This is a genomic window from Streptomyces sp. (assembly GCF_019510245.1).
Lineage (GTDB): Bacteria > Actinomycetota > Actinomycetes > Streptomycetales > Streptomycetaceae > Streptomyces.
In genome coordinates, this window is record NZ_JAEKKT010000117.1 from 64,410 (window position 1) to 89,775 (window position 25,366).

At 73.8% G+C, this 25,366-nt stretch carries 21 protein-coding genes; 13 read left to right on the plus strand and 8 right to left on the minus strand.

Annotated elements, in window-relative coordinates; translation table 11 throughout:
* Complete coding sequence (locus tag JF597_RS08775) at positions 1 to 615, plus strand: SRPBCC family protein (RefSeq protein ID WP_293991366.1); 615 nt, start codon at positions 1 to 3, stop codon at positions 613 to 615.
* A 113-nt stretch (positions 616 to 728) separates the two neighbouring features.
* Here JF597_RS08775 and JF597_RS08780 read toward each other — a convergent pair whose 3' ends face one another.
* Positions 729 to 1,229 (minus strand): metallophosphoesterase, encoded by a 501-nt coding sequence (locus tag JF597_RS08780; RefSeq protein ID WP_293991369.1) that lies wholly within the window; start codon positions 1,227 to 1,229, stop codon positions 729 to 731.
* Between the two features lie 96 nt (positions 1,230 to 1,325).
* Here JF597_RS08780 and JF597_RS08785 point away from each other — a divergent pair, with 96 nt between their 5' ends.
* From JF597_RS08785 to JF597_RS08795, 3 genes are read left to right on the plus strand one after another with little or no spacing between them, the layout of a single operon-like run.
* Positions 1,326 to 1,763: a MarR family transcriptional regulator gene (locus JF597_RS08785; protein WP_293991372.1), complete on the plus strand. Its 438-nt coding sequence runs from the start codon at positions 1,326 to 1,328 to the stop codon at positions 1,761 to 1,763.
* Entirely contained in the window at positions 1,760 to 3,172 is a 1,413-nt protein-coding gene (locus tag JF597_RS08790) for an MFS transporter (protein WP_293991375.1), read from the plus strand. Before JF597_RS08785 ends, JF597_RS08790 begins: the two co-directional genes overlap by 4 nt.
* Before the next feature lie 8 nt (positions 3,173 to 3,180).
* Complete coding sequence (locus JF597_RS08795) at positions 3,181 to 3,765, plus strand: hydrolase (RefSeq protein ID WP_293991378.1); 585 nt, start codon at positions 3,181 to 3,183, stop codon at positions 3,763 to 3,765.
* A 142-nt stretch (positions 3,766 to 3,907) separates the two neighbouring features.
* Here JF597_RS08795 and rfbD read toward each other — a convergent pair whose 3' ends face one another.
* The 5 genes from rfbD to JF597_RS08820 form a co-directional block, all read right to left on the minus strand.
* Entirely contained in the window at positions 3,908 to 4,789 is an 882-nt protein-coding gene (gene rfbD, locus JF597_RS08800; RefSeq protein ID WP_293991380.1) for a dTDP-4-dehydrorhamnose reductase, read from the minus strand.
* Positions 4,789 to 5,787 carry a dTDP-glucose 4,6-dehydratase gene (rfbB, locus tag JF597_RS08805; protein WP_293991383.1) on the minus strand — a complete coding sequence of 333 codons (999 nt, stop codon included), beginning with the start codon at positions 5,785 to 5,787 and terminating at the stop codon, positions 4,789 to 4,791. The genes rfbD and rfbB overlap by 1 nt, the downstream gene beginning before the upstream one ends.
* Positions 5,784 to 6,851 carry a glucose-1-phosphate thymidylyltransferase gene (locus JF597_RS08810; RefSeq protein ID WP_293991386.1) on the minus strand — a complete coding sequence of 356 codons (1,068 nt, stop codon included), beginning with the start codon at positions 6,849 to 6,851 and terminating at the stop codon, positions 5,784 to 5,786. The genes rfbB and JF597_RS08810 overlap by 4 nt, the downstream gene beginning before the upstream one ends.
* Positions 6,852 to 6,989: 138 nt before the next feature.
* Positions 6,990 to 7,265, minus strand: coding sequence for a hypothetical protein (locus tag JF597_RS08815; RefSeq protein ID WP_293991389.1), 276 nt, complete (start codon positions 7,263 to 7,265; stop codon positions 6,990 to 6,992).
* Positions 7,266 to 7,317: 52 nt separating this feature from the next.
* Positions 7,318 to 9,762 (minus strand): SpoIIE family protein phosphatase, encoded by a 2,445-nt coding sequence (locus JF597_RS08820; protein ID WP_293991392.1) that lies wholly within the window; start codon positions 9,760 to 9,762, stop codon positions 7,318 to 7,320.
* A 197-nt stretch (positions 9,763 to 9,959) separates the two neighbouring features.
* Between JF597_RS08820 and lanKC the strand changes: the two genes are divergently transcribed.
* From lanKC to JF597_RS08840, 4 genes are all read left to right on the plus strand, one after another.
* The gene (lanKC, locus tag JF597_RS08825; RefSeq protein WP_293991394.1) at positions 9,960 to 12,551 is read left to right on the plus strand and encodes a class III lanthionine synthetase LanKC; all 2,592 of its coding nucleotides are present in this window, start codon (positions 9,960 to 9,962) and stop codon (positions 12,549 to 12,551) included.
* 58 nt (positions 12,552 to 12,609) lie between these two features.
* Complete coding sequence (locus JF597_RS08830) at positions 12,610 to 12,726, plus strand: SapB/AmfS family lanthipeptide (RefSeq protein ID WP_093506696.1); 117 nt, start codon at positions 12,610 to 12,612, stop codon at positions 12,724 to 12,726.
* Between the two features lie 110 nt (positions 12,727 to 12,836).
* On the plus strand, positions 12,837 to 14,543 hold the full coding sequence (locus JF597_RS08835; protein ID WP_293991401.1) for an ABC transporter ATP-binding protein: 1,707 nt from the start codon (positions 12,837 to 12,839) through the stop codon (positions 14,541 to 14,543).
* Positions 14,540 to 16,207, plus strand: coding sequence for an ABC transporter ATP-binding protein (locus tag JF597_RS08840; protein ID WP_293991403.1), 1,668 nt, complete (start codon positions 14,540 to 14,542; stop codon positions 16,205 to 16,207). The genes JF597_RS08835 and JF597_RS08840 overlap by 4 nt, the downstream gene beginning before the upstream one ends.
* A 46-nt stretch (positions 16,208 to 16,253) precedes the next feature.
* On the opposite strand, the gene JF597_RS08845 is transcribed toward JF597_RS08840, so the two are convergent.
* Entirely contained in the window at positions 16,254 to 16,862 is a 609-nt protein-coding gene (locus JF597_RS08845) for a response regulator transcription factor (protein ID WP_293991405.1), read from the minus strand.
* Between the two features lie 318 nt (positions 16,863 to 17,180).
* Here JF597_RS08845 and JF597_RS08850 point away from each other — a divergent pair, with 318 nt between their 5' ends.
* Positions 17,181 to 19,337, plus strand: a complete 2,157-nt coding sequence (locus JF597_RS08850) for a SpoIIE family protein phosphatase (protein WP_293991752.1) — start codon at positions 17,181 to 17,183, stop codon at positions 19,335 to 19,337.
* Positions 19,338 to 19,442: 105 nt separating this feature from the next.
* Here JF597_RS08850 and JF597_RS08855 read toward each other — a convergent pair whose 3' ends face one another.
* Entirely contained in the window at positions 19,443 to 20,891 is a 1,449-nt protein-coding gene (locus tag JF597_RS08855; protein WP_293991408.1) for an alpha-lytic protease prodomain-containing protein, read from the minus strand.
* A 207-nt stretch (positions 20,892 to 21,098) separates the two neighbouring features.
* Between JF597_RS08855 and JF597_RS08860 the strand changes: the two genes are divergently transcribed.
* From JF597_RS08860 to JF597_RS08875, 4 genes are all read left to right on the plus strand, one after another.
* Positions 21,099 to 21,512 (plus strand): PaaI family thioesterase, encoded by a 414-nt coding sequence (locus JF597_RS08860; protein ID WP_293991410.1) that lies wholly within the window; start codon positions 21,099 to 21,101, stop codon positions 21,510 to 21,512.
* A gap of 512 nt (positions 21,513 to 22,024) precedes the next feature.
* On the plus strand, positions 22,025 to 22,240 hold the full coding sequence (locus tag JF597_RS08865) for a type A2 lantipeptide (protein WP_293991413.1): 216 nt from the start codon (positions 22,025 to 22,027) through the stop codon (positions 22,238 to 22,240).
* 99 nt (positions 22,241 to 22,339) lie between these two features.
* Positions 22,340 to 23,146: an HlyD family efflux transporter periplasmic adaptor subunit gene (locus JF597_RS08870; protein WP_293991415.1), complete on the plus strand. Its 807-nt coding sequence runs from the start codon at positions 22,340 to 22,342 to the stop codon at positions 23,144 to 23,146.
* Positions 23,143 to 25,365 carry an NHLP family bacteriocin export ABC transporter peptidase/permease/ATPase subunit gene (locus JF597_RS08875; protein WP_293991417.1) on the plus strand — a complete coding sequence of 741 codons (2,223 nt, stop codon included), beginning with the start codon at positions 23,143 to 23,145 and terminating at the stop codon, positions 25,363 to 25,365. The genes JF597_RS08870 and JF597_RS08875 overlap by 4 nt, the downstream gene beginning before the upstream one ends.
* Position 25,366: the final 1 nt, after the last annotated feature.

Below are 25,366 nucleotides of genomic sequence, written 5' to 3' on the forward strand. Positions count from 1 at the left end.
ATGGAACTGCACCACGAGTTCACCGTCCCCGCGCCGGTCGACGAGGCCTGGCCCGCGCTCCTCGACATCGAGCGGGTCGCGCCGTGCCTGCCGGGCGCTGTCGTCGAGGACTACGACGGCAGGACCGTGACCGGCTCGGTGAAGGTCAAGGTCGGCCCGGTCACGGTGGCCTACCGGGGCACGGCGGTGTTCGAGGAACAGGACGAGTCTGCGCACCGGATGGTGCTTGCGGCCAGCGGCCGGGAGACCCGGGGGCAGGGCACGGCCAGGGCGACGGTCACCGCGACGCTCGCCGAACACGACGGCGGCACGGCGGTCTCGGTCCGCACCGACCTGACGGTGACGGGCCGCCCGGCCCAGTTCGGACGCGGGGTGCTGGCCGAGGTGGGCGACCGCCTGGTGGGCCAGTTCGCGAGTTGCCTGGCGGAGCGGCTGACCGAAAGGCCGGAGAGCGAACCGGTCGCCGAGGGCGAGGAGGCTGAACCGCTCGATCTGCTGCGCACGGCGGGTGTGCCCGTGGCCAAGCGGGTGGCGGCGACGGCAGCGGCGGCCGTGCTTGTCGCATGGGTGCTCACGAGGCTGTGCCGGAGAAACCGGACCGCGCGACGGCGGTGAGGGCAGGGCCCGGGGGCGCGGGGAATGCGCGCCCGGACCGCGGCCGCGCCGCGCCCGCCCGCGCACAGTCTCCGGCACCCGCCTGGGCGCCCGCCTCCGGCGGCAGCCGGACGTCAGCGCGGCGGCAGCCGGTGCAGGGTCACCTCGGTGAGGGCACCGTCGGCGGCGGTCGCCGTGAGGTAGGTGCAGTGCGGCTGCCGGCGGCGGTCGGTCGGGGAGCCGGGGTTGAGCAGGCGCAGGCCGCCCGGGGCCGTGGTGTCCCAGGGGATGTGGCTGTGCCCGAAGACCAGGACGTCCAGGTCCGGGAAGCGGGCGGCGCAGCGCGCCTCGCGGCCCTGGGCGGGACCGGTCTCGTGGATCACCCCGAAGCGCAGGCCGCCCAGGTCGGCGTAGGCCACCTCGGGGAGCCGGGCGCGCAGGTCCGGGCCGTCGTTGTTGCCGTACACCCCGATGAGCCGGCGGCTGCGGCTCTCCAGCAGGTCGAGGGTGGCCTCGTCGACCCAGTCGCCGGCGTGCACGACGACGTCCACGCGCGGGAGCTCGGCGAGGAGCTGGTCGGGGAGGCGCTTGGCGCGCAGGGGGAGGTGGGTGTCGGAGGTCAGGAGCAGGCGCACCGGGCCAGCGTAGGACAGAAGGCCCCGGACAGATCTTCAGTCCAGACTTAACAGTTTTGACTGGACAGTTCCGGCTGTCGGTTTTACCGTGGGCGCATGGCAGAGATCTCCGAATCCGCGACCCGCGCGGCACGCGAGCTGCGCGTGATGTTCAGCCGGCTGCGCCGCCGTATCCGGGAGGTCGCCCAGGACGCGGACCTCACCCCGTCGCAGGAGTCGGCCCTCACCCTGGTGTCGAAGCACGGCGCGGCCACGGCCAGTGCGCTGGCCTCCGCCGAAGGGGTGCGCCCGCAGTCCATGGCCGCCACCCTGGCCGCGCTCGACCAGCACGGGCTGATCCGCCGCAGCCCCGACCCGGCCGACGGCCGCCGCCAGCTGGTCACCCTGACCGAGGCCGGCCAGGCCCGCGTCGAGGGCAACCGGCAGGCGCGTGACGAGTGGCTGGCCCGTGCCTTCCAGGACCGGTACACCGATGACGAGCGCCGGACCCTGCTCACCGCGATCGAGCTGCTCGAACGGCTGTCGCGCCCGTGATACCCAGGCTCGCCGCGGGAACCCGCAACCACACCCGCCCGGCCCCGGACGGATTCGACCGGCGGCTGATCGCGCCCATGGTCCTCGGGTCCGTGCTGAACCCGATCAACTCCTCGATGATCGCCGTGGCCCTGGTGCCGATCGGCATCGCCTTCGGGGCCCCGCCCGCCGAGACGGCATGGCTGGTCACCGCGCTGTACCTGGCGACAGCCGTGGGCCAGCCGGTGATCGGCCGGCTCGTGGACATGTACGGGCCGCGAAGGCTCTACCTCGCCGGTACCGGCCTCGTGGGCGTCGCCGGGCTGATGGGTGCGCTGGCGCCCTCGCTCGGGGTGCTGATCGCGGCACGGGTGCTGCTCGGCTTCGGCACGTCGGCGGCGTACCCGGCGGCGATGCGGCTGACCCGCAGCGAGGCCGAGCGCACCGGGCAGGACAGCCCGGCCGGGGTGCTGACCGCGCTCGCCGTGTCCGCCCAGACCGTGGCCGTGATCGGTCCGACGCTGGGCGGGATACTGATCGGCGCCGGCGGCTGGCACCTGGTGTTCACCGTCAACGCGCCGCTCTCCGCGGCCTGTCTGGTGCTCGGCGTGAAGTGGCTGCCGAGGACCGCGACCGCCGCCCACCGGCAGCGCACGGACCTGCCCGGCATGGCCCTGTTCGCCGTCCTGCTGGTCTCGGTGATGCTGTTCCTGATGAGCCCGCGGCCCGGCCGCTGGTACCTGCCGACGCTGGCCGTGGTCACGGCCGCCGTCTTCGCGGCCCGGGAGCTGCGGGTGCCCGACCCGTTCGTCGACCTGCGCGTCCTCGGCGGCAACGTCCCGCTCGTCGTCACCTACGTGCGCCAACTGCTCGCGTACACCACCTCGTACGCCTTCCTGTACGGCTACACGCAGTGGCTGGAGCAGGGGCGTGGCCTCGGCGCCTCCACGGCCGGGCTCGTGCTGCTGCCGCTGTCGGCCGCCGCACTCGTCACCGCCACCCTCACCGGCCGCCGGGAGGCCGTCCGCGCCAAGCTGGTGATCGGCTCCGTGCTGCAGATCGCGGGCTGTGCGGCCCTGCTGCCGGTCGGCGCCGGCAGTCCGGTCTGGCTGCTGCTCGCGGTCGGGGCGCTGCTCGGCGTCCCGCAGGGCCTGCTCGGACTCGCCGGGCAGACCGCGCTGTACCGGCAGGCCGACCCGGAGCGGATCGGTTCCGCGGCCGGACTGCTGCGCACCTTCATGTACCTCGGCGCGCTGGGGGCCTCCGCCGCGACCGCGGCATTCTACCCGCACCGCGCCGAAACGGGCGGGCTGCACGGCCTGGCCCTGTTCATGCTCGCCGGCTCGGCACTCCTGCTGGCGATCACCCTGCCGGACCGCTCGCTGGCCCGGCTCACCCCCGAACCCCGTCAAGCCCCCCGAAAGGCCTGATCCACCCCATGTCTCTGAGCACGCTCGACCCGCGCACCGCCCTCGTCGTCATCGACCTCCAGCAGGGCATCGTGGGCATGCCCACCCAGCCGTACACCGGCGCCGAGGTGGTGGCCCGCGCGGTGGAGCTCGCCGACGCCTTCCGCGCCCAGGGCCTGCCCGTCGTCCTGGTCCGGGTCTCCTTCGCGGCCGACTTCGCCGACGCCGTCCCGGGCCGCACCGAGCGCCAGGCGCGCGGTCTCGCCTTCCCTGAGGGCTGGGACCTCGTCGTCGACGAACTCTCCGGCCACCCGGGCGACATCCGGGTCACCAAGCACAACTGGAGCGCCTTCCACGGCACCGACCTCGACGTGCAGCTGCGCCGCCGGGGCGTCACCCAGATCGTGCTGGCCGGCATCGCCACCAGCATCGGCGTGGAGTCCACCGCCCGCGACGCCTACGCGCACGGCTACCACGTGACGCTCGCCACGGACGCCATGGCCGACGGCGACGGCGAGGCGCACCGCGGCAGCGTCGAGCGGATCTTCCCCCGGCTCGGCGAGTCCGGCAGCACGGCCGAGGTCCTGGAGCTGCTCGCCAAGACCCACGGCTGAACCGGCCCGATCGCCGGGAAGCCGGACGTCTGGGCGCCGGGGCGCGTTCCCGGTACCAGGCAGGCCGTCCGATGCGCCGCAGGGCGGCCGACGTGCTCGGTGAGCCGTCGGCCGCCCTGCGGCGCGTTGCTGCGGAGGTGTCCTACGCGGACAGCTCCTTGCGGATGAGGGGCAGCCCCTCCGCCAGGGCCTGCCGCCAGTCCCGCAGCGGTTCCAGACCCACCTCGGCCCACCGGCCGTGCCCGAGGGCGCTGTAGGCGGGGCGGGGTGCGGGGCGGACGAACGCCTCGCTGGTGGTGGGGCGGACCCGCCCGGGGTCGGCACCGAGCAGGCGGAAGACCTCCCGGGCCAGCTCGCACCAGGTGGCCGCACCCGAGTTGGTGCCGTGGAAGACACCGTGCGCCCGGTCGTCCCGGCCCAGGCGGGGGCCCAGGTCGGCGATCCGGGCGGCCAGGTCGGCGCTCCAGGTGGGCTGGCCGCGCTGGTCGTCGACGACGTCGAGGGTGTCCCGGCGGGACTCCAGCTCGATCATGGTGCGCACGAAGTTCTTCCCGTGCGTGCCGTACAGCCAGGCGGTGCGGACGACCGCACTCGCTCCCGGGAGTTCCGCCAGGACGGCCCGCTCGCCCGCGAGCTTGGTGCGTCCGTAGGCGGTGCGCGGGGCGGTGGGGTGGTCCTCCGGGTACGGGCTGGTGCGGGCCTCGCCGTCGAAGACGTAGTCCGTGGAGACGTGGACGAGGCGGGCGCCGTGCCGGGCGGCGGCGCGGGCCAGCAGGCGCGGGCCCTCGCCGTTGATCAGCAGGGCGCGCTCCTCGTCGGTCTCGGCGTCGTCGACGGCCGTGTACGCGGCGCAGTTGACCACCAGGTCGGGCGTGTGCGCGGCGAGCGCCGACGCCACCGAGTCGGCGTCGGTGACGTCGAGGCCGGCGCGGCCGAGGGCCACGACCTCCTCACCCCGGCGGGTGAGCTCCTCGGCCACGTCGTGGCCGAGCATGCCGCCCGCTCCGGCGACGAGCCACTTCATCAGTGCTTCCCCTGCTCCTTGCGCGACTCCAGGGCGGCACGCTCCTTGAGCGGCTCCCACCAGTCCCGGTTGTCGCGGTACCAGGCGACGGTGTCGGCGAGACCGGAGGTGAAGTCGTGCTTGGGGGTGTACCCCAGCTCGTCGTGGATCTTGCTCCAGTCGACGGAGTAGCGCTGGTCGTGACCCTTGCGGTCGGCGACCCGGTCCACGCGCTCCCAGCCGGCGCCGCAGGCCTCGAGGAGCAGGCCGGTGAGCTCCTTGTTGCTGAGCTCGGTGCCGCCGCCGATGTTGTAGACCTCGCCGGCCCGGCCGCCGGTGCGGACCAGGTCGATGCCCTGGCAGTGGTCCTCGACGTGCAGCCAGTCGCGGACGTTGCTGCCGTCGCCGTACAGGGGCACGTTCTTGCCGTCGAGGAGGTTGCTCACGAAGAGCGGGATGACCTTCTCGGGGAACTGGTGCGGCCCGTAGTTGTTGGAGCAGCGGGTGACGCGGACGTCCAGGCCGTGGGTGCGGTGGAAGGCCAGCGCGAGCAGGTCGGAGGAGGCCTTGGAGGCGGAGTACGGCGAGTTCGGCTGGAGCGGGTGGCTCTCGGGCCAGGAGCCGGTCTCGATGGAGCCGTAGACCTCGTCGGTGGAGACGTGCACGAACGGGCCGACGCCGTGGCGGAGGGCCGCGTCGAGGAGGGTCTGGGTGCCGACCACGTTGGTGCGGACGAACGCGCCGGCCCCGTCGATGGAGCGGTCGACGTGCGACTCGGCGGCGAAGTGCACCACCTGGTCGGCCTCGGCCATGAGCTTGTCGACGAGCTCGGCGTCGCAGATGTCGCCCTGGACGAAGGTCAGGCGGGGGTGCGACTCGGGCAGGTTCGTCAGGGTGCCCGCGTAGGTGAGCTTGTCCAGCACGGTGATGTGCGGCGCGTCGGGCGCGTCGGCGGCGAGCAGGCCGCGGACGTACGTGGAGCCGATGAAGCCGGCGGCGCCGGTGACGAGGAGGTTCATGAACGGATCTGCACCTTGCTGTGGTCTCCGAGAACGAGGCGGTGGGCGCTGGGGGTGCCGGGTGCCGGGGTGACCTCGACGTGCCGGCCGATCAGCGAGGACTCGATCCTGCCCACCCCGTCGATGGAGGAGTCCCGCAGCACTATGGAGAACTCCAGCTCACTCGCGGTGATCCGGCAGTTCTCGGCGACCGACGTGAAGGGGCCCACGTACGAGTCGCTGACGACGGTCCCGGCGCCGATCACGGCGGGGCCGACGATCCGGGAGCCGGTGACGCGCGCGCCCGCCTCGACGACCACGCGGCCGACGATCTGGCTGGCCTCGTCGACCTCGCCGTCGATGCGCGGCTCCTGGGACTCCAGGACGGTCCGGTTGACCTCCAGCATGTCCACGACGTTGCCGGTGTCCTTCCAGTAGCCCTTGATCACCGTGGAGCGCACGTCGGCGCGCTGGTCGATGAGGTGCTGGATGGCGTGGGTGATCTCCAGCTCGCCGCGCCAGGACGGCTTGATGGCGCGGACGGCGTCGTGGATGGCCGGCGTGAAGAGGTACACACCGACCAGGGCGAGGTCGCTCTTGGGCTCCTGCGGCTTCTCCTCCAGCCCGACCACCTGGCCGTCGGCGTCCAGCTCGGCGACGCCGAAGGCGCGCGGGTTGGGCACGTGGGTGAGGAGGATCTGGGCGTCGGGGCGGGTCTCGCGGAACTCGTCGACCAGCCCGCTGATGCCGCCGACGATGAAGTTGTCGCCCAGGTACATGACGAAGTCGTCGTCGCCGAGGAAGTCGCGGGCGATCAGCACCGCGTGGGCCAGGCCCAGCGGCTGGTCCTGGGGGATGTAGGTGACGTCCAGGCCGAACTTCGACCCGTCGCCCACCGCCTCCTCGATCTCCGCGGCGGTGTCGCCGACGATCATCCCGACCTCGGTGACGCCCGCGGCGGCCAGGGATTCGAGCCCGTAGAAGAGCACGGGTTTGTTCGCCACCGGTACGAGCTGTTTCGCCGATGTGTGGGTGATCGGCCGCAGCCGTGTTCCGGCACCGCCGGAGAGCACCAAAGCCTTCATTCGCTACACCTTATAGGTGAACATCTGATTGAGACGTTCTTCTGTTTTCCTGACTGGTTACGACAGTATGGCCTCGGTGCGGACACCCTGTGACCACGAGGTGCCGCGCAACGGCATCTCATCCGGTTTGTCCGCTGGTCAGGAGCCCTCCGGCCGGGCCGCCGCGCGTTCCACCTCGGCCTCGATCTCGGCCCTGGAGCGGCCCTCGTCGCGGGCGTACTCGTTCACCGCGGTCAGTTCGTCGCGGGCCAGGTCGCGCCATGCGCGCAGGGCCGTCTCGTAGGTCTCCGACTGCGCCCCGCCCGGCTGCAGCCGGGCCGGGGGCCCGTAGGCGTCCCGCAGTTCCAGGACCTTGTCGTGGGCCGCGTCGGCCGCGCGGTGCTTCGCCACCAGTTCTTCGAAGGTGTGTGCCACGTCAAGGACATTAAGGAGAGTCGGGCCGCGCCGCCTGTCGAGAGCCGGGGCGTCAGTCCGTCAGGACGAGATCCGCCCACACCTGCTTGCCGCCGCTGGCCGGCACGGTCCCCCAGGCGCTGGACACCGCCTCCACCAGGAGGATGCCGCGACCGCCGGTGGCCTCCCAGCCGATGTTGGTGGGCTTCACGGGGCTGCGCGGCGAGGCGTCGGCGACGGCGACCCGCAGCCGGTGGTCGACCAGGGTCAGGTCGAGCCGGACGGGTCCGTCGGTGTGGATGAGGGCGTTGGTGACCAGTTCGGAGACGACCAGCAGGGCCACGTCCATGCCCGCGTCGGTCACGCCCCAGGAGCGCAGGGTGCGCCTGCTGAAGCGGCGGGCGTGCCGGGCAGCCTCGGGGACCCGCCACACGGTCCAGCTCTCCCGCAGCGGGCGGACGGCCATGCCGTCGTAGCGCATGAGCAGCAGGGCGACGTCGTCGGCACGTTGGGCGTTGCCGAGCAGGGTGTCGGCGACCAGGCCGAGGTGGGCGGGGTCGGAGCCGGCGAGGTCGCGGGCGAAGCGCTCCATGCCGTCGTCGATGTCGGCGCCGGGGGTCTCGACCAGACCGTCGGTGGTGAGCGCGAGCAGGGTGCCGGGGCGCAGGCTCAGCTGGGTCATCGGGAACTCGGTCCGGCCGAGCACGCCGAGCGGCGGGCCGCCCTCGGTCTCGGTGATCCGCGTGGTGCCGTCCGGGTGACGCAGCACGGGCGGCAGGTGTCCGGCGCGCACGCACCACGCGGTGCCGTCCTCCAGGTCGACGTCGACGTAGCAGCAGGTGGCGAAGAGGTCGCTCTCCATGTCCAGCAGCAGCCGGTTGGCGTGCGAGACGACCACGTCGGGGGTGTGCCCCTCGGCGGCGTAGGCGCGCAGGGCGGTGCGCATCTGCCCCATGAGGGCGGCGGCGCTCGCGTTGTGGCCCTGGACGTCGCCGATGACGAGAGCGACGTGGTTGTCGGACAGGGGGATCACGTCGTACCAGTCGCCGCCGACCTCCAGGCCGCCCTCGCTGGTCGGCAGGTAGCGGGCGACGGCCTCGGCGCCGGGGAGCCGGGGCAGCCGGCGCGGCAGCAGGGCGCGCTGGAGCATCCCGACGAGCTCGTGCTCGGCGTCGAAGGCGTGGGCGCGCACCAGGGCCTCGCCGGCGAGGCCCGCGGAGGCGGTGAGCAGGGCGCGTTCGTCGGAGCCGAAGTCGCGCGGAGCGTCCCAGCCGATCAGGCAGGCCCCGGCCATCCGGCCGCCGGCTGGTAGCGGAAGGACGGCGAGACCGCCGGGGCCGACCTCGGCGAGGGCGGGCTCCAGCGCGGCCCGGGCGGGCCAGATCTGGGCGCGGCCCTCGCGCAGGGCGGCAGCGAGGGTGGGCATGGCCCGCACCGGGGCGTCGGGCCACTCGCTGCGCCACTCGCTGCGCCACAGCTCGGGCCACGACTCGGCCTCGGGCGGGTCGAGGACGGTGACGACCAGGCGGTCGTTCTCCAGTTCGGCCAGGGCGATCCGGTCGGCCTTGAGCGGCTCGCGCAGGGCGCTGACGACCGCCTGGCCGACGTCCCTGACCGTGCGGGCGGTGGCCAGGGCCGCGGCGAGCTGCTGCACGCGGGTCACGTCGGTGACGTCCGAGCGGAGCGTGGAGGCGTCGGCGACGGTGCCGGCCAGCCGCGCCGGGCGTCCTTCGCCGCCGGGCACCAGCCGGCCGCGCAGCCGCAGCCACTTGGGCGGGCCGGAGGGCTGCAGGATCCGGAACTCCAGCTCGCGGTCGCCGATGGACATGTGGTCGGCCTCGACGACGGACATCAGGGCGGGCAGGTCCTCGGGCAGGGTGCGGCCCAGCAGCGTCTCGACCTTGCCGTCGAACTCGTCCCGGCCCATCCGGAAGAGGTCGAGGATGCCGTCGCCGACCGCGATCCGGCCGGTGTCCATGGCGAGGCTGAAGGCGTCGGCGGGCAGTTCGCCGGTGTCCGCGTCCGGCAGCGGGGCGGGCAGGGCGATCGCCCGGGCCACCAGGTCCAGGCAGGCGCGGTCCTCGGGGCCGAACCCGTCGTCGCGCTCGCTGACGGCGACGAGGAGCCCGGCGCCACCGGGCACCGGCAGGGCGGCCACCCAGAACTCCTGGGACGGCGTCCGCCGTGCCTCGGGGCAGCCGGCCAGTTCGTCGGGGCCCCGCCACAGGGGCCGTCCGGTGCCGTACGCCTCCGCCGCCGCGGACCGTCCGACCGCCGGGTAGGCGTCGCGCAGCCCGTACAGGGTGCGGGGCAGGCCCGCCCACTCGGCGAGGCGCAGCACGGTCCCGTCGTCGCCCGGGGTGTACGCCCCGGCGAAGGACGCGCCCGCGAACACCAGCGCCTGTTCGAGCACGCGGCGGAGCCGATCGGGTGCGCCGGGATCGCCAGTGAGCGTTTCGAGGGCGATTTCGGCGCGATCCGTTCTCGTTCCGCGTATCGCAGCACCCTCACTGACCACGCCGCCATTACAGCGCTTATGAGGCGTCTGCGCAGCCCCTGTGACCGTTCCGTGGAGGGCGGGGTGCCGACGCGCTCGAAACCCACCGAACATGTCTTGACCCGTGCGTTCCGCACAGGGATGTCGTGACAGACGTGACTGTCCGCGACCGTGCGACGCCTGGAAGTGTCGAGGCCGGCCCACGGAGGGGGACGCAGATGGACGGACGCTACGAGGTGTACGCGCTGGCCGACGGGCACTTCTACGACACGCCTGACCGGCTCGGTACCACCGGGCCGCGGGCGGAGCGGCTGTTCGTCACGGCGCGTCGCGCGGTGCCCGACGGCTGGCACGCGGCGCGCTCCGGGGACTGGCTGACCATGACCCCGCTCGGCTCGGACGGCGCGCCGCTGCCCTCGCCGGCCCAGGGCTGGAAGGTCCACTCCTCGGCCACCCGGGCGAACGCGGAGCGGATCGCGGCGATCGTGTGGGACTACTGCGTACCGCGCCGCATCCCGTTCAAGTTCGTTCCGGGACCGCATCTGCTGCACCTGCGCAACGCCAAGTACGCGGCCCGCGACACCAGTGGGAAGTTCGTCACCGTGTACCCGCCCGACGAGGACCGTTTACACCAGGTGCTGCGGGAACTGGGCGCGCTCCTGGAGGGCTTCGAGGGGCCGTACATCCTGACCGACCTGCGCTGGAACGACGGACCGCTGTACGTCCGCTACGGCGCGTTCGCGCGCACCTACGTCGTCGACGAGCGCGGTGCGCTGGTGACGGCGGTGCGGGACGGTGCCGGCAGGCCGGTACCGGACCGGCGGTCGCCGGCCTTCCAGGTGCCGGAGTGGGTGACGCTGCCGGAGTTCCTGCGGCCGCAGCTGGCGGCACGGGAGGCCACGACGGTGGGCGACCTGCCGTACCGGATCGAGAAGGCACTGCACTTCTCCAACGGCGGCGGGGTGTACGCCGGCACCGACACCCGGGACGGGCGGCGGGTGGTGCTGAAGGAGGGGCGGCCGCACGCGGGGCTGGCGGCCGACGGCGCCGACGCCGTCGCCCGGCTGGCCAGGGAGAAGGCCGCTCTCGAGGCGGTGGCCGGCAGCGGGGTGGTGCCCGAGGTCCGGGACTGGTTCACGCTGGGCGAGCACCGGTTCCTGGTGATGGACCTCCTCGAAGGCCGCCCGCTCAACGCCTTCTTCGCCGAACGGCATCCGCTGCTCACCGCGGACCCGGATCCCGGGGCGGTACGGGACTACACGGCCTGGGCGCTGCGCATCCACCGGAAGGTGGAGGAGGCCGTGGCGGCGGTGCACGCGCGCGGCATCGTCTTCAACGACCTGCACGTCTTCAACATCATGGTCGGGCCCGACGAGGAGTCGGTGTTCCTCATCGACTTCGAGGCGGCCGCCCCGGCCGGGGAGAACGGCCGTCAGGTGGTCGCCCATCCGGGCTTCTTCGCCCCGCCCGACCGCAGGGGCGCCGAGGTGGACCGGTACGCGCTGGCCTGTCTGCGCCTGGCCCTCTTCCTGCCGGTGACCACGCTGTTCGTCGTGGACCGCGGCAAGGCGGCCCATCTCGCGGACGTGATCGCCGGTCAGTTCCCGGACGTGCCGCGCGCGTTCCTGGACGAGGCGGTCGCGGAGATCACCCGGGGCGCCCCGGCCGCGCGTCCCGTCGTACCGGCGGAGTGGCCGCACAGCCGGGACTCGATGGCCAAGGCGATCCTCGCCTCCGCGTCCCCCGGACGCGACGACCGGCTCTTCCCCGGTGACATCGCCCAGTTCGGGGACGGCGGCGGCCTCGGCCTCGCGCACGGCGCGGCCGGAGTGCTGTACGCCCTCGACCGGGCCGGCGCCGGACGCTACGAGGAGGGCGAGCGCTGGCTGCTCGACCACACCGCGCCCCCGCCGCCCGGCACCCCGCTCGGCCTGTACGACGGTCTCGCGGGCGTCGCCCACGTCCTGGACCTGCTCGGCCACCGGCAGCGCGCCCTCGATCTCGTCGACGGCGTCCTCCGGGAGAACTGGCGCAGCCTCTCCTCCGACCTGCACGGCGGCCTCGCCGGGCTGGGCCTGGTCCTGGACTCCCTGGCCGACGCGACCGGCGAGCCGGAACTGCGCGCCCGCGCCGCCGAGGCCGCGGAGATCCTCGTACGACGGCTCGCCGAGCCGCTCCCGGACACACCCCGGCGGCGCGCCGGACTGCTGCGGGGTGCGACCGGACCGGCGCTGTTCCTCCTGCGGCGCCACGAACGGACCGGCGACGCCGCCCTGCTGGCTGCGGCCGGCCGGGCGCTGCGCCGGGACCTGGACCGCTGCGTCGTGCAGAAGGGCGGGGGCCTGGAGGTCGACGAGGGGTGGCGCACGCTGCCCTACCTCGGCGACGGCAGCGTGGGGATCGGCATGGTGCTCGACGACTGGCTCGCCCACGGCACGGACGGCACCGGTGACTTCGAGCGCGCCCGCGCCGCCATCCGCACCGCCGCCACCTCGCGGTTCTACGCCCAGCCGGGCCTCTTCCAAGGCCGCGCGGGCATGATCCTGCACCTCGCCCGCACCGGCGCCGACCCGGAGCGGCTCGCCGCGCAGATCGACGGACTCGGCTGGCTCGCGATGGCCTACCAGGGCCAGCTCGCCTTTCCCGGCCACCAGATGATGCGGCTCTCCATGGACCTCGCCACCGGAACCGCCGGGTGCCTGCTGGCGCTCACCGCCGCCCTCGGCGGCGACCGCGCCGCCCACCTGCCGTTCCTCCCGCCGCCACCGGCGGCCCCCAGAACGCGGCTCCGCACTCCGGCGGAGTCGTGACACAACCCCGTCCCCGATCACACCCGGGGGGCCGCTCGGTCCCCGGAAAGGACACGCTATGGCACTGCTCGACCTGCAGACGATGGAGTCCGAAGAAGGTCACGACGGCGGCGGCGCGAGCACGGTGAGCCTCCTGTCGTGCGTCTCGGCGGCGAGCGTTCTGCTCTGTCTCTGACCGGCACGACGAAACCGGCTCCGGGCGGCCCTCTCCTTCGGGAGGGGGCCCGTCCGGGGCCTTCGCCGATACGCCCGTCCGGGGCCTTCGCCGATCCGAGGACTGCCGCGATGACCCGACCTCCGCACCTCGATCCGATGCGCACCGCCCTGCGCCACGCCGGGGCGCGCTGCGCCGCCCTGTGCCTGGTGAGCACGGCGGCCACGGCGGCCGGGCTGCTGCTGCCCGCGGTGCTGGGCCACGCCCTCGACCTGCTGCTGGCGGGCGCCCCCGCGACCGCGTGGGTGGCCCGGGCCGCCGCGCTGGTGCTGCTGCTGGCGCTGCTGGACGGCTGCACGGGCGTGCTCGCCGGGACCGTCGACGCACGCGCCACGGCCGGGCTGCGCAAGCGGCTCACCGGGCAGGTGCTGGCCCTCGGCCCCCGCGCGTCGGCCCGGTTCGGCTCCGGGGACCTGGTCGGCCGGCTGGTCGGGAACGCCGCGCAGGCCGGGACCGGGCCCGCCGCCCTCGCCGCGCTCCTTGCCGCGCTGGCCGGTCCGGTCGGCGGGGTGGTCGCGCTCGCACTCGTCGACCCCTGGCTCGCGGCCGTGTTCCTGGCCGGGGCACCCGTACTCGCCCTGCTGCTGCGGGCGTTCACCCGGGACACCTCGGCCTGCGTCGCCGAGTACCAGCGGGAACAGGGCCGCATCGCGACCGCGCTGGCGGAGGCGGTCGACGGGCACCGGACGATCGCGGCGGCCGGGCTCCAGGTCCGGGAGGCGGCGCGCGTGCTGCGCCCGCTGCCCGATCTCGCCCGCGCCGGGCACCGCATGTGGCGGGTGCAGGGCCGGGCCGCCGCCCAGGCGGTCACCGTGGGTCCCCTCCTCCAGCTCGCCGTCGTCGCGGTGGCGGGCCTGCTGCTCTGCCGGCACCGGATCTCCGTCGGTGAACTGCTCGCCGCCTCCCGCTACGCGGTCCTCGCGACCGGCGTCGGCGTGCTGGTCGGACAACTCGCCGCCGCAACCCGGGCACACGCGTCCGCGCGGCGCCTCGGCGAGGTGCTCGCCCACCCGGCACCGGCCCACGGCAGCCACCGGCTCCCGCCCGGCCCCGGCCGCCTGGAACTGCGCGGAGCCACCGTCCACCGGGACGGCCGCACGGTACTGGACGGCGTGGACCTGACCGTCCCCGGCGGTACCGTCCTCGCCGTCGTCGGCCGCTCCGGAACGGGCAAGTCCCTGCTGGCCGCACTCGCCGGGCGGCTGGCCGACCCGGACGGCGGGGAGGTCCTGCTGGACGGCGTCCCGCTGGCCGCGCTCCGCCACGACGAACTGCGCCGGGCCGTCACCTACGCCTTCGCCCGCCCGGCCCTCCTCGGCACCACCGTCGGGGACACCATCGCCCTCGGTCTCACCACCCCCTCCCCCGCCGAACTCCGCTCCGCCGCCCGCAAGGCGCAGGCGGACGCCTACCTCCGCCGGCTGCCCGAGGGTTGCGCGACCCGGCTGGCCGACGCCCCGCGCTCCGGCGGCGAGGCCCAGCGCCTCGGCCTCGCCCGCGCGTTCGCCCACCCCGGCCGGCTGCTGATCCTCGACGACGCCCTCTCCGGGCTGGACTCCGTCACCGAACACCGCGTCACCGCGGCCCTGCTGCCGGCGGGCCCGGGACCGACCCGGCTGATCGTGGCGCACCGGGCCTCGACCGCGGCCCGTGCGGACACGGTGGCCTGGCTCGACGGCGGCCGGGTACGGGCGGTGGGGCCCCATGCGGAGCTGTGGCGTGATCCGGAGTACCGGGCGGTGTTCGGTGCCCGGGCGGCCGAGGGCGCGGCCCGGTGACCGCCTCGCCGCTCCGGGTGCGCCGGGCCGTGCTGGTGCGCCTGGCGGGCTGGTCGCTGCTGGAGGCCGGGCAGACCTTTCTCCTCGGATACGCCCTGGCCCGCGCGCTCGACGCCGGGTTCCTGGCCGGGGACGCGCCAACCGGGCTGTGGTGGCTCGCCGTGGCCGCCGCCGGGGTGGCGGCCGGGGCGTACGGGACCCGGCGCGTGTACGGGGTGGTCGCCGACCTCGTCGAGCCGGTGCGGGACCGGCTGGTGGCGGGGGTGGTCGCGCGCGGGGTGCGGGAGGCGGACCGGGGGTCGCTGTCCCCGCTGACCCAGCAGGTGGAGATCGCCCGGGACACCCTCGCCGGGCTGGTGCTGGTGTCCCGGTCGTTCGTGTTCACGGTGGCAGGCGCGCTCGCCGGGCTGTGCGCGCTCGCGCCGCCGCTGCTGCTGGTCGTGCTGCCCCCGCTGCTGGCCGGGCTGGGCCTGTTCGCGGCGGCCCTGCGGCCGCTGGCCCGCCGGCAGGAGGCCTTCCTGGTCGCCGACGAGACGCTCGCGGCGGAACTGGGCGAGGTGGGCCCGGGGTTGCGGGACATCACGGCGGCGGGGGCCGAGGAACAGGTCGCCGAGCGGGTCGGGGAGCGGGTGGACGCGGAGTTCCGGGCCGCCCGGGCGCTGGCCCAATGGAGCGCCGTACGGGTGGCGGCGCTGGCGGTGGGCGGGCAGCTGCCCCTGGTGCTGCTGCTCGCCGCCGCGCCCTGGCTGCTCGCCCACGGCGTGACCGCGGGTGCCCTCGTCGGCGCGCTCGCCTACGTCACCCAGTCCCTGCTCCCCGCCCTGCAGAACCTCGTGCACGGTCTGGGCACCGGCGGGGCGCGCCTGACCGTCGTCCTGCGCAGACTGCGCCCGCCCGCGGACACTGGTACGCCCGTGGAGCCCGCGGGAGAAGAGGACGCCGGCGCCCCCGCTCTCCGCCTCTCCGCCGTCACCTTCGCCTACGGCCCCGCGAGCACCCCTGTCCTCGACGCGCTCGACCTCGTGGTCCCGCACGGCGGTCACCTCGCCGTCGTGGGACCGAGCGGGATCGGCAAGTCCACGCTGACCGCGGTGGCCGCCGGGCTGCTGGAACCGGCGCACGGCGTCGTCCGGGTGTGCGGCCACCCCGTGCCGGGAGCGCGGGCGGCCGCGCAGCGGGTGCTGATCCCGCAGGAGGCGTACGTCTGGACGGGCACCCTCGCCGAGAACCTGGGGCTGCTGCGCCCGGACCCTGTCCCGGAACCGGAACTGCTGGCCGCCGCCGAGGCGGTCGGGCTCACCCCGCTCCTGGAGCGGCTGGGCGGCCCGGACGCCCCGGTGCGTCCGGAGGCGCTGTCCGCGGGCGAGCGGCAGCTGGTCGCGCTCACCCGCGCCTACCTCTCCGCCGCGCCGCTCGCCCTCCTCGACGAGGCCACCTGCCATCTCGACGCGGAGGCCGAGGCCCGCGCCGAGCGCGCGTTCGCCGCGCGGCCCGGCGGCACCCTGGTGGTCGTCGCACACCGCATCGACTCGGCCCGCCGCGCCGGGCGGATCCTGGTGCTGGACGGCCCCCGCACGGCTTACGGCACGCACGAGGACCTGCTGCGCTCCTGCGCGCTGTACCAGGACCTGGCGGCCGCGTCACAGCCGTCCGTCACCCGGTGAGAGCGGCGCCGTCACCGTCCGCGCCCGGCGAGACGGGCCGGCGCCGTCACAGCCACCCCTCGCCCTGAGAGATCCGGATCGCGTCGACGCGGTTGCGGGCCCCGGTCTTGCGGGTGATCGCCGCCATGTAGTTGCGCACGGTTCCGTTCGACAGGTGCAGGCTGCCGGCGATCTCGGCGATGGAGGCCCCGCCGGCCGCCAGCTCCAGCACGCTCAGCTCCCGTCTGGTGAGCGGGATCTCGGCGGCCCTCAGGAAGCCGAAGCCCAGCGAGTCGTCGACGAAACGTTCCCCCTCGGCGGCGCGCCGGATCGCCTGCACCAGCCGTTCCGGCGCGCCCGCCTTGTCGACATAGCCGAGCGCCCCCGCCTCGGCCGCCCGTTTCAGCAACCCCGGCCTGTTCGCACCGGCAAGCACCACCAGCCTCGGCGCGGGCGCACCGGGCTCCGCCGGGCGCAGGTCGGCCAGCGGCGGCACACCGTGGGTGCCGGAGCTGTCGAGGTCCGCCGCGCACACGTCCGGCCGCGCCGCCCGAACCCGCCCCCGCGCGCCGTGCCACGGCGTGTCGTCCACGCGGAGATCCGGTTCCCGGCGTAACCACTCCGCCAGGACCGATCTCACCAGTGACACGTCGTGCACCAGAAGTACCCGGACCACCGCCGCCCCCTCAGCCAGACATACGTCGGTTCTTCCGTTCAAGGTGTGGAACGCGTGCCCCATTGTTGGCGCCGTCCACCATCCATGGGCGCGAAGATCCGGCCATCAGGGTGCGCGGGGGCGCACGCCCGGCGCTCGTACCCCGCCGCGCGCTTCGACTGCGGGGGAATGTGCCGGGGCGAACGGGGTACGCCGGGCCACCCCGGTGCGGGGGTCCGCGGCGCTCTCGCCGTGCGCCGGTCGCCGCCACGAGGGAGCCTTGATCCCGAGGAAGCGACGCGCGGCCGGACGAGGAGGTGGTCGGGCGTGACCGACGGGATGGGGGCGCCTCCGGCGGGGGCGAGGCCGGACGTCGACGTGCCGGCGGCCGGCGGCACCCGGTCCGGGCGGCCGCTGCTGTCGCTGGCGCTGGCCTCCATGATGGAGGAGGTCCAGGCCCACTCCGGCGCGGTGTATCTGCTCGCGTCCGACGAGCCGGTCCTGGAGATGGCGGTGACGGCGGGGCTGCCCCGGGCCTTCGCGGCGCCCTGGGAACGGGTCGGGCTGAGCGCGCCGATCCCGGTCGCGGACGCCGCGCGCGAACGGCGGCTGGTCTGGGTGGGCGGCGAGGAGGACATGGCCCGCCGGTACCCGCGCATCGCGGTGGTGCTGCCGTACCCGTTCGCGCTCGCCGCGCTGCCGGTGGCGACGGCGGACACCTTGTACGGGGCGGTGTACGTGACCTGGCCCGGCGCCCATCCGACGGTGCTGTCCGACCGGGAGCGGGAGACGCTGACCTCGGCGTGCGACCGGCTGGCGGTACGGCTGGAGCGGGTCGCCCGGAAGAACCGTCCGCTGCGCGCCGAACCGGATCTGCTGGCCGCGCCGCCGTCGGGGGTGGCGGGCACACTGGGCACGGTGGAGGCGGCGCGGATGGTGGGGCGGCTGCCCTACGGACTCGCCTCGCTCGACCTGCACGGGCGGGTCTCCTTCGCCAACGCGGCGGCCGCCGAACTGCTCGGTGTGCAGGTCGACGATCTGCTGGGCACCCAGCCGTGGGTGTCGGTGCCGTGGCTGAACGACCCGATGTACGAGGACCGCTACCGGGCGGCGCTGCTCAGCCAGCATGTCACGTCGTTCGTGGCACTGCGGCCGCCGGGCGAATGGCTGTCGTTCCGGATGTACCCGAGCACGACCGGGCTGACCACCCGGATCAGCCGGGCGCGGCCGGTCGCCGAGATGGTGGGCGCGGCGCCCCGTGCGGACAGAGCGCCCTCGCACCGGCTGGTGACCATCTCTCAGGTGCTGAGCCTGGCCGGGTCGCTGACGGAGGCCGTCGGGGTGCAGGACGTGGTGCAGCTGGTGGCGGACGAGGTCGTCCCGGCCGTCGGCAGCCAGGCCCTGGTGGTCCTCGGCTCCTGCGGCGGGCGGCTGCACGTGCTGGGCCATCGCGGGTACGAGGATCCGCGGACCGTGGAGCGCTTCGACGGCCTCCCGCTGGCCGAACGCACGCCGGGCACCCATGTCCTGAACACCGGCGTGCCGGCGTTCTTCGAGTCGAGGCAGCAGCTGGAACGGCTGTATCCGGCACGGGACGAGACCCCCGACGGCTTCGCGGCCTGGGCGTATCTGCCGCTGATCGCGTCGGGCCGCCCGGTGGGCACCTGCGTCCTCGCCTACGCCGAGCCACACGCCTTCCCGGCCGACGAGCGTGCCGTCCTCACCAGCCTCGGCGGGCTGATCGCACAGGCACTGGAGCGGGCCCTGCTCTACGACGCGAAGAACCAGCTTGCACACGGCCTGCAGGCGGCCCTGCTGCCGCACTCCCTGGCCCCGCCGCCCGGCATCGAGGCGGCCGCCCGCTATCTGCCGGCCACGCACGGCATGGAGATCGGCGGCGACTTCTACGACCTGGTGCCCACCCGGCCGCTGGCGGCGGCGGTGATCGGGGACGTGCAGGGGCACAACGTGACGGCGGCCGGGCTGATGGGGCAGATCCGTACCGGCGTACGGGCCTTCACGAGCGTCGGGCAGGCGCCGGAGGAGGTGATGCGCAGCACCAACCGGCTGCTGATCGACTCCGGCGCCGACCTGTTCGCGAGCTGTCTGTACCTGCGGCTGGACCCGGGGCGCGGGCGCGCGGTGATGGCCCGGGCGGGGCATCCACCGCCCCTGCTGAGGCGTCCGGACGGCCGGGTACGGGTCCTCGACCTGGCCGGGGGTCCGTTGCTGGGGATCGACTCGGAGGCGACGTATCCGACGACCGAGGTGTCGCTCGCGCCGGGTTCGGTGCTCGCCCTCTACACCGACGGGCTGGTCGAATCCCCCGGCGTGGACATCGAGGACGCCCTGGTCGACCTGGGAAAACTGCTCTCGGAGAACGGCGACCAGCCCTTGGACAGGCTCGCCGACACGCTCGTGCGGCACAGTGCGGCGGCGCAGGAGCGTGTCGACGATGTCGCGGTGCTGTTGCTGCGGGCCGAGCCCGGCGGCTGACCCCCGACGACGGCGAAGGGTCCGGCCCTCCCGCCGGAGGGCCGGACCGTCCACCGTCGGCGGGGAACCGCCGGCCGGCCGTGCGACGGGGTCAGTGGGAAGGGGTCAGTGGGACGACGAGGAGTTGTCCGCGCCGGTCCCGGACTGGTCACCGGTGCCCGTCACGTCACCCGCGCCGGACTGGTCACCCGTGCCCGTGCCGGACTGGTCACCGGTGCCGGTCGCGTCGCCGGTGCCGCTCTGGTCGCCGGTGCCGCTCTGGTCGCCGGCCGTCGCGGAGGGGTCGGCGGTGCCGCCGATCTGGTCGCCGCCGGCCTGGTCGCCGGCGCCGTTCTGGTCACCGGCGGTCGCGGACGGGTCGGCCGTGGCACCGGCGTCGCCGGCACCCGCGCCCGCGCCCCCGTCGCCGAGGGTCGCGCCGGTCGCCTGCAGGGCGGCGGTCACCGGCTGGAAGAAGGTCTCGCCGCCGGAGGTGCAGTCGCCGCTGCCGCCGGAGGTCATGCCGACCGCTCCGCCGTCCTGGGTGAACAGCGAGCCGCCGCTGTCACCGGCCTCGGCGCACACGTTGGTCTGGATGAGACCGGTGACGGTGTCGACACCGTTCGGGTCGGTCTCGCTCTGGAAGTTGACGGTGGCGTCGAGGCCGGTGACCTGGCCGTCGTGCAGGCCGGTGGTGGAGCCCATCCGGAACACGGTCTCACCGACGGTGGCGTCGACGGCCTGGTTGATGGCGACGGTCTGGCCGTTGCCTATGTTGACCTCGCTCGGCGCCTGGGTGGTGGCGTCGTTGTACTTGACGAGCGAGAAGTCGCCGTTGCCGGGGAACTGGGCCTGGTCCACGGTGGCGATGGGCTGCCCGGTCTCGGAGTCGGACCAGTCCTTGGCCGCGACCCCGCAGTGACCGGCCGTCAGGAAGGCGGGGCTGCCGTCCGAGGCGGTGACGTTGAAGCCGAGGGAGCAGCGGACGGTGCCGTTCTGTACCTGGGAGAAGATCGCGTCGCCGCCGGAGACCAGGGTCTTGAAGGTGCCCGACGACTTCTTGAGCGTCGCCATGTTCGAGCCGATGCTCTGGACCGTCGACTGCAGCGTGTCCCACTTGGCGCCGGTGACGGTGGAGTCGGCCGTGACCACGACCTTGTTGGTCTTCGGGTCGACGGCCCAGGCGGTGCCCGGGATGGTCGCCTTGGTCTTCAGGGTCTTGGCGACGGCCGCCAGTGCGGAGTTGCTGTTCTGCACCTGGCGGACGACCGCGCCGGCCTTCTCCGCCTGGACGACGATGTTGTTGTCGCCGCTGATGACGTTGACGACGAGCTGCTGCTTGCCGCTGTCGTAGTAGGACCCGGCGAAGGCCTGGCCGAGCAGGTCCTGGAGCTGTGCGGCAAGGTCGGAGGCGTCGGACGCCGACTTGAGCGTCTTGGGAGCGGTTGCCGTGGCGCCGGAGGCGTTGTCCTGAGACGCGTTGGCCATCGGCAGCAGGAACGCCGCGGCACCGAGCGCCGCGACACCGCCCACCGCGATAGCGGCCTTGCGCTTCGGAATTCGCTTGTGACTCAAACTTCTCGACCTCCAAGGGACGGAGTGTCTGCCGTTGCGGGGCAGTCGTTCGTGAGCGGCGCCTGGATGGCCATAGGTACGGCCGGGTCACGCGGTGCGTTCAATTCCGCTTCCCAACTTCCTTGACCCGGTGCTGAATCGGCCATGGCGCGCCCGTGGTGAACCAGGTCCGCGTACCGGGCCACCGGGCCGGGAACAATCCCCCATATGACGATCACCACCGCCGAAGCCGACAAGATCCTGTCCGCCAACTTCGCCCCCTGGGTGCTCGACCTGGGGCTGGCCGTCGAGTCGCTGGGCGAGGACCGGGCGACGCTGCGTCTGCCCTGGTCGGACCGGTTGTCCCGGGAGGGTGGCGGGCTGTCGGGACAGGCGCTGATGGCGGCGGCCGACACGGCGACGGTGATCGCGGTCTCCGCGGCCCGGGGCGGCTTCGTGCCGATGACGACGGTGCAGCAGTCGACCTCGTTCCAGCGTGCGGTGACCGGTTCGGATGTCCTGATCGAAGCGGTGCTGACCAAACTGGGCCGCCGGACGGCGTTCGCCGACATCACGATGAGCGATCAGCCGACGGGGGCGCTCGCGGCCAGGGCGAGCACGGTCTACGCACTTCTGGGCTGACTCCGGGCGCTTCCCCAGTGACGAACCGACACCATCGGCAACCGGTCACGAACGCTCTGTCACGATCACGGACCGGAATCCTTGCTTCAGGGAATCTGCACATCCACTACCCAAGCGAGTCACGGGACGCAGCGGATCTGCACAACCGCACGCCCCCTGCCGTGCCCTTGGCCCGGAGTGCCGGATTCGCCGGCGGGCAGGCAAGCCGTGCGGCCGCGGCGAAGTCGTGCGCCTTGTGAAGGAGTCGCCGACAAGCGGTGCGCGCGCCTGCACGGTTGCGCCCTTGCGGGGCTCAAGTTCCCAGGTGAGGCGCCTGGTTGATTGGAAGCGCGGACCGCGGGCGTGCTTTGATCCATCGCACCGCGGGGGCCGCGAAGGGCTTCCGGAAACGGGCGCCCGGCGCTCGCGGTCGCGGCCGTCCGCTCGTCCCCCCAAGGGCCGTGTTCGTCCCTGAAGGGCGTCGGGGGGCCGCTCTCCCCCTTGTGAATACCCATATGAAGGGAAGTTCCATCATGAACTCCACCCCCCAGGTTGAGACCGTCGAGATCTCCGACGCCGAGCTCGACAACGTCTCCGGCGGCCTGTCCCTGAACGCCGTCGGCACCGTCACCGGCCTGGTGGACAGCGTTGCCCCGGTTTCCGGCCTGGTCAACACGGTCGTCGGCACCGTCGAGGGTGTCACCGGCCTGAACACCCAGCCGGTCACCAACCTGGTCGCCGGTCTCTGATCGCACCTCGTTGCCGCTGAGTCCCGGAGCCGGATCCCGGCCCCGGGGCTCTCGGGCGTTCTGAAACCCCGCGTCTCTCCCACAGGTGAGGGAAGTTCCGTGCAGTTCCGCCAACAGGCCCTCGCCAAGCTCCAGTCGCCGGAGGAGCTCGACCTTCCGGTGCGTTTCGCCCGTCCGCAGGGCTGGCTCGCGCTGTCCGTCTCGGTCGTCGTGATGGCGGCGGCCTCGGTGTGGGCGGTGACCGGTTCGGTCGCCTCCACGGTGAGCGCGCAGGCCATCCTCACCCACGGGCAGGGCAGCTACATCCTGCAGAGCCCGGTCGCCGGGCAGGTCACCGCCGTCCTCGCCGAGCAGGGCGAGCGGCTGCCGGCGAACTCCCCCGTCCTGAAGGTGCACACGAGCCAGGGCGACTCCGTCGTGCGCACGGTCGCCGCCGGCCGGATCAGCGCGCTCGCCGCCACCATCGGGCAGATCATCCAGACCGGTACGAACGTCGCCGCCGTGGAGAAGGTCGCCCACGCCTCGGACCCGCTGTACGCCACGGTCTACGTCCCCGCCGAGAACGCCTCCTCGATCCCCGCCGACGCCCCGGTCGACCTGACCGTGTCGTCGGTGTCGACCCAGGAGTACGGCGTGCTGCGCGGCCATGTGAAGTCGGTGGACCGCGCCGCCCAGTCGGCCCAGTCGATCTCGGCGTTCCTCGGCGACAGCCAGCTCGGCGACCAGTTCACCAAGAAGGGCCGCCCGGTGGCCGTACTGGTCCGGCTGGACCCGTCGAGGCGGACGAAGAGCGGCTACAAGTGGTCCTCGGCCGACGGGCCGCCGTTCCGGCTCGACTCCATGACCCTGGCCTCGGGCTCGATCCGGCTGGCCGACCAGCGCCCCGTCGATTGGCTGCTCCCGTGACCACCGCCCAGGAGACCCGCGGCCGCCGGCGCGCGGCCCCGCCCAAGCGTCCGGTACCCAAGGGCCGCGGCCGGACCGTCCGCACGCCCACTGTGCTCCAGATGGAGGCCGTCGAGTGCGGCGCCGCCTCCCTCTCCATGGTCCTCGGCCACTACGGCCGCCATGTCCCTCTGGAGGAGCTGCGCATCGCCTGCGGTGTCTCCCGCGACGGCTCGCGCGCCAGCAACCTGCTGAAGGCGGCCCGCAGTTACGGACTCACCGCCAAGGGCATGCAGATGGACCTGGCCGCCCTCGCCGACGTGCAGGGACCGGCGATCCTGTTCTGGGAGTTCAACCACTACGTCGTCTACGACGGCATGGGCCGCCGCTTCGGCCGCCGGGGCGTCTACATCAACGACCCCGCCAAGGGCCGCCGGTTCGTGCCCATGGAGGAGTTCGACGGCAGCTTCACCGGAGTCGTGCTGGTGGTGGAGCCGGGCGACGGCTTCGAGAAGGGCGGCCGGCGTCCCGGCGTCCTCGGCGCGCTGCCGGCCCGGCTGCGCGGCACCGCCGGCACCATGCCGGCCGCGGTCCTGGCCAGCCTGCTCCTGGTGGCCGTGGGCGCGGCGGTACCCGCGCTCAGCCGCCAGTACATCGACCTGTTCCTCATCGGCGGCCAGACCTCGCTGCTCACCGTGCTGTTCGCCGCGATGGGCACCTGCGTCCTGCTCACCCTGGTCCTGACCTGGCTGCAGCAGGCGAACCTGCTGCACGGCCGGATCGTCTCCTCCACCCTGACCAGCGCCCGCTTCCTGCGCCACCTGCTGCGCCTCCCGGTCACCTTCTTCTCCCAGCGCAGCCCGGCCGACCTGGTGCAGCGCCTCCAGTCCAACGACCAGGTCGCCGAGACCCTGGCCCGCGACCTCGCGGCGGCCGGCGTGGACGCCGTGGTCGTGGTCCTCTACGCCGTGCTCCTCTATACCTACGACGTCCAGCTCACCGTCCTCGGCATCGGCGTGGCCCTGCTGAACATCGTGGCGATGCGGCTCGTCGTACGGCTGCGCGCGACCCGGACGGCGAAGCTGCGCGCGGACACCGCCCGGCTCACCAACACCTCCTACACCGGCCTCCAGCTGATCGAGACGATGAAGGCGACCGGTGGCGAGGACGGCTACTTCCGCAGGTGGGCGGGGCAGCACGCGAGCACGCTCGAGGAGCAGCAGCGGCTCGGGGTGCCGAGTGCCTGGCTCGGGGTGGTGGCCCCGACGCTGGCCACCGTCAACAGCGCGCTGATCCTGTGGATCGGCGGCATGCGGGCGGTCGAGGGCGGCATCTCGGTCGGTCTCCTGGTCGCCTTCCAGTCCCTGGTCACCCGCTTCACCGCCCCGCTGACCCGGCTCAACGGCGTGGCGGGCCGCATCCAGGACTTCGCGGCCGACGTGGCCCGCCTCAAGGACGTGGAGAACTTCCAGGCGGACCCGGTCTACGCCCGCCCCGGCGCGGGCGACTCCACCCGGCGGCTGCAGGGCCACGTCGAGCTGGAGAACATCAGCTTCGGCTACAGCCCGCTGGACAAGCCCCTGCTCACCGGCTTCGACCTGACCGTCGGCCCCGGCCGCCAGGTCGCCCTGGTGGGCGGCTCGGGCAGCGGCAAGTCCACCGTCTCCCGGCTGATCTCGGGCCTGTACGCCCCCTGGGAGGGCGTGATCCGCATCGACGGACAGCGCCTGGAGGACATCCCGCGCGGTGCGCTGGCCGCCTCCGTCTCCTTCGTCGACCAGGACGTCTTCCTCTTCGAGGGCTCGGTACGCGACAACGTGGCGCTGTGGGACCCGTCGATCCCGGACGAGGCCGTGGAGGAGGCGCTGCGGGACGCGGCCCTGTACGACGTGGTGACGCGCCGGCCCGGCGGCATCCACAGCAGGGTCGAGCAGGACGGCCGCAACTTCTCCGGCGGCCAGCGCCAACGCCTGGAGATCGCACGGGCGCTGGTGCGCCGGCCGAGCATCCTCGTCCTCGACGAGGTGACCAGCGCCCTGGACGCCGAGACCGAGCTGGTCGTCATGGACAACCTGCGCCGCCGCGGCTGCGCGTGCGTCGTCATCGCGCACCGGCTGAGCACGGTCCGCGACAGCGACGAGATCGTCGTGCTCCAGCACGGCACGATCGTGGAGCGCGGACGGCACGACGAGTTGGTGGCACACGGCGGGGCGTACGCCGCGCTGGTCAGGGAGCGATGAG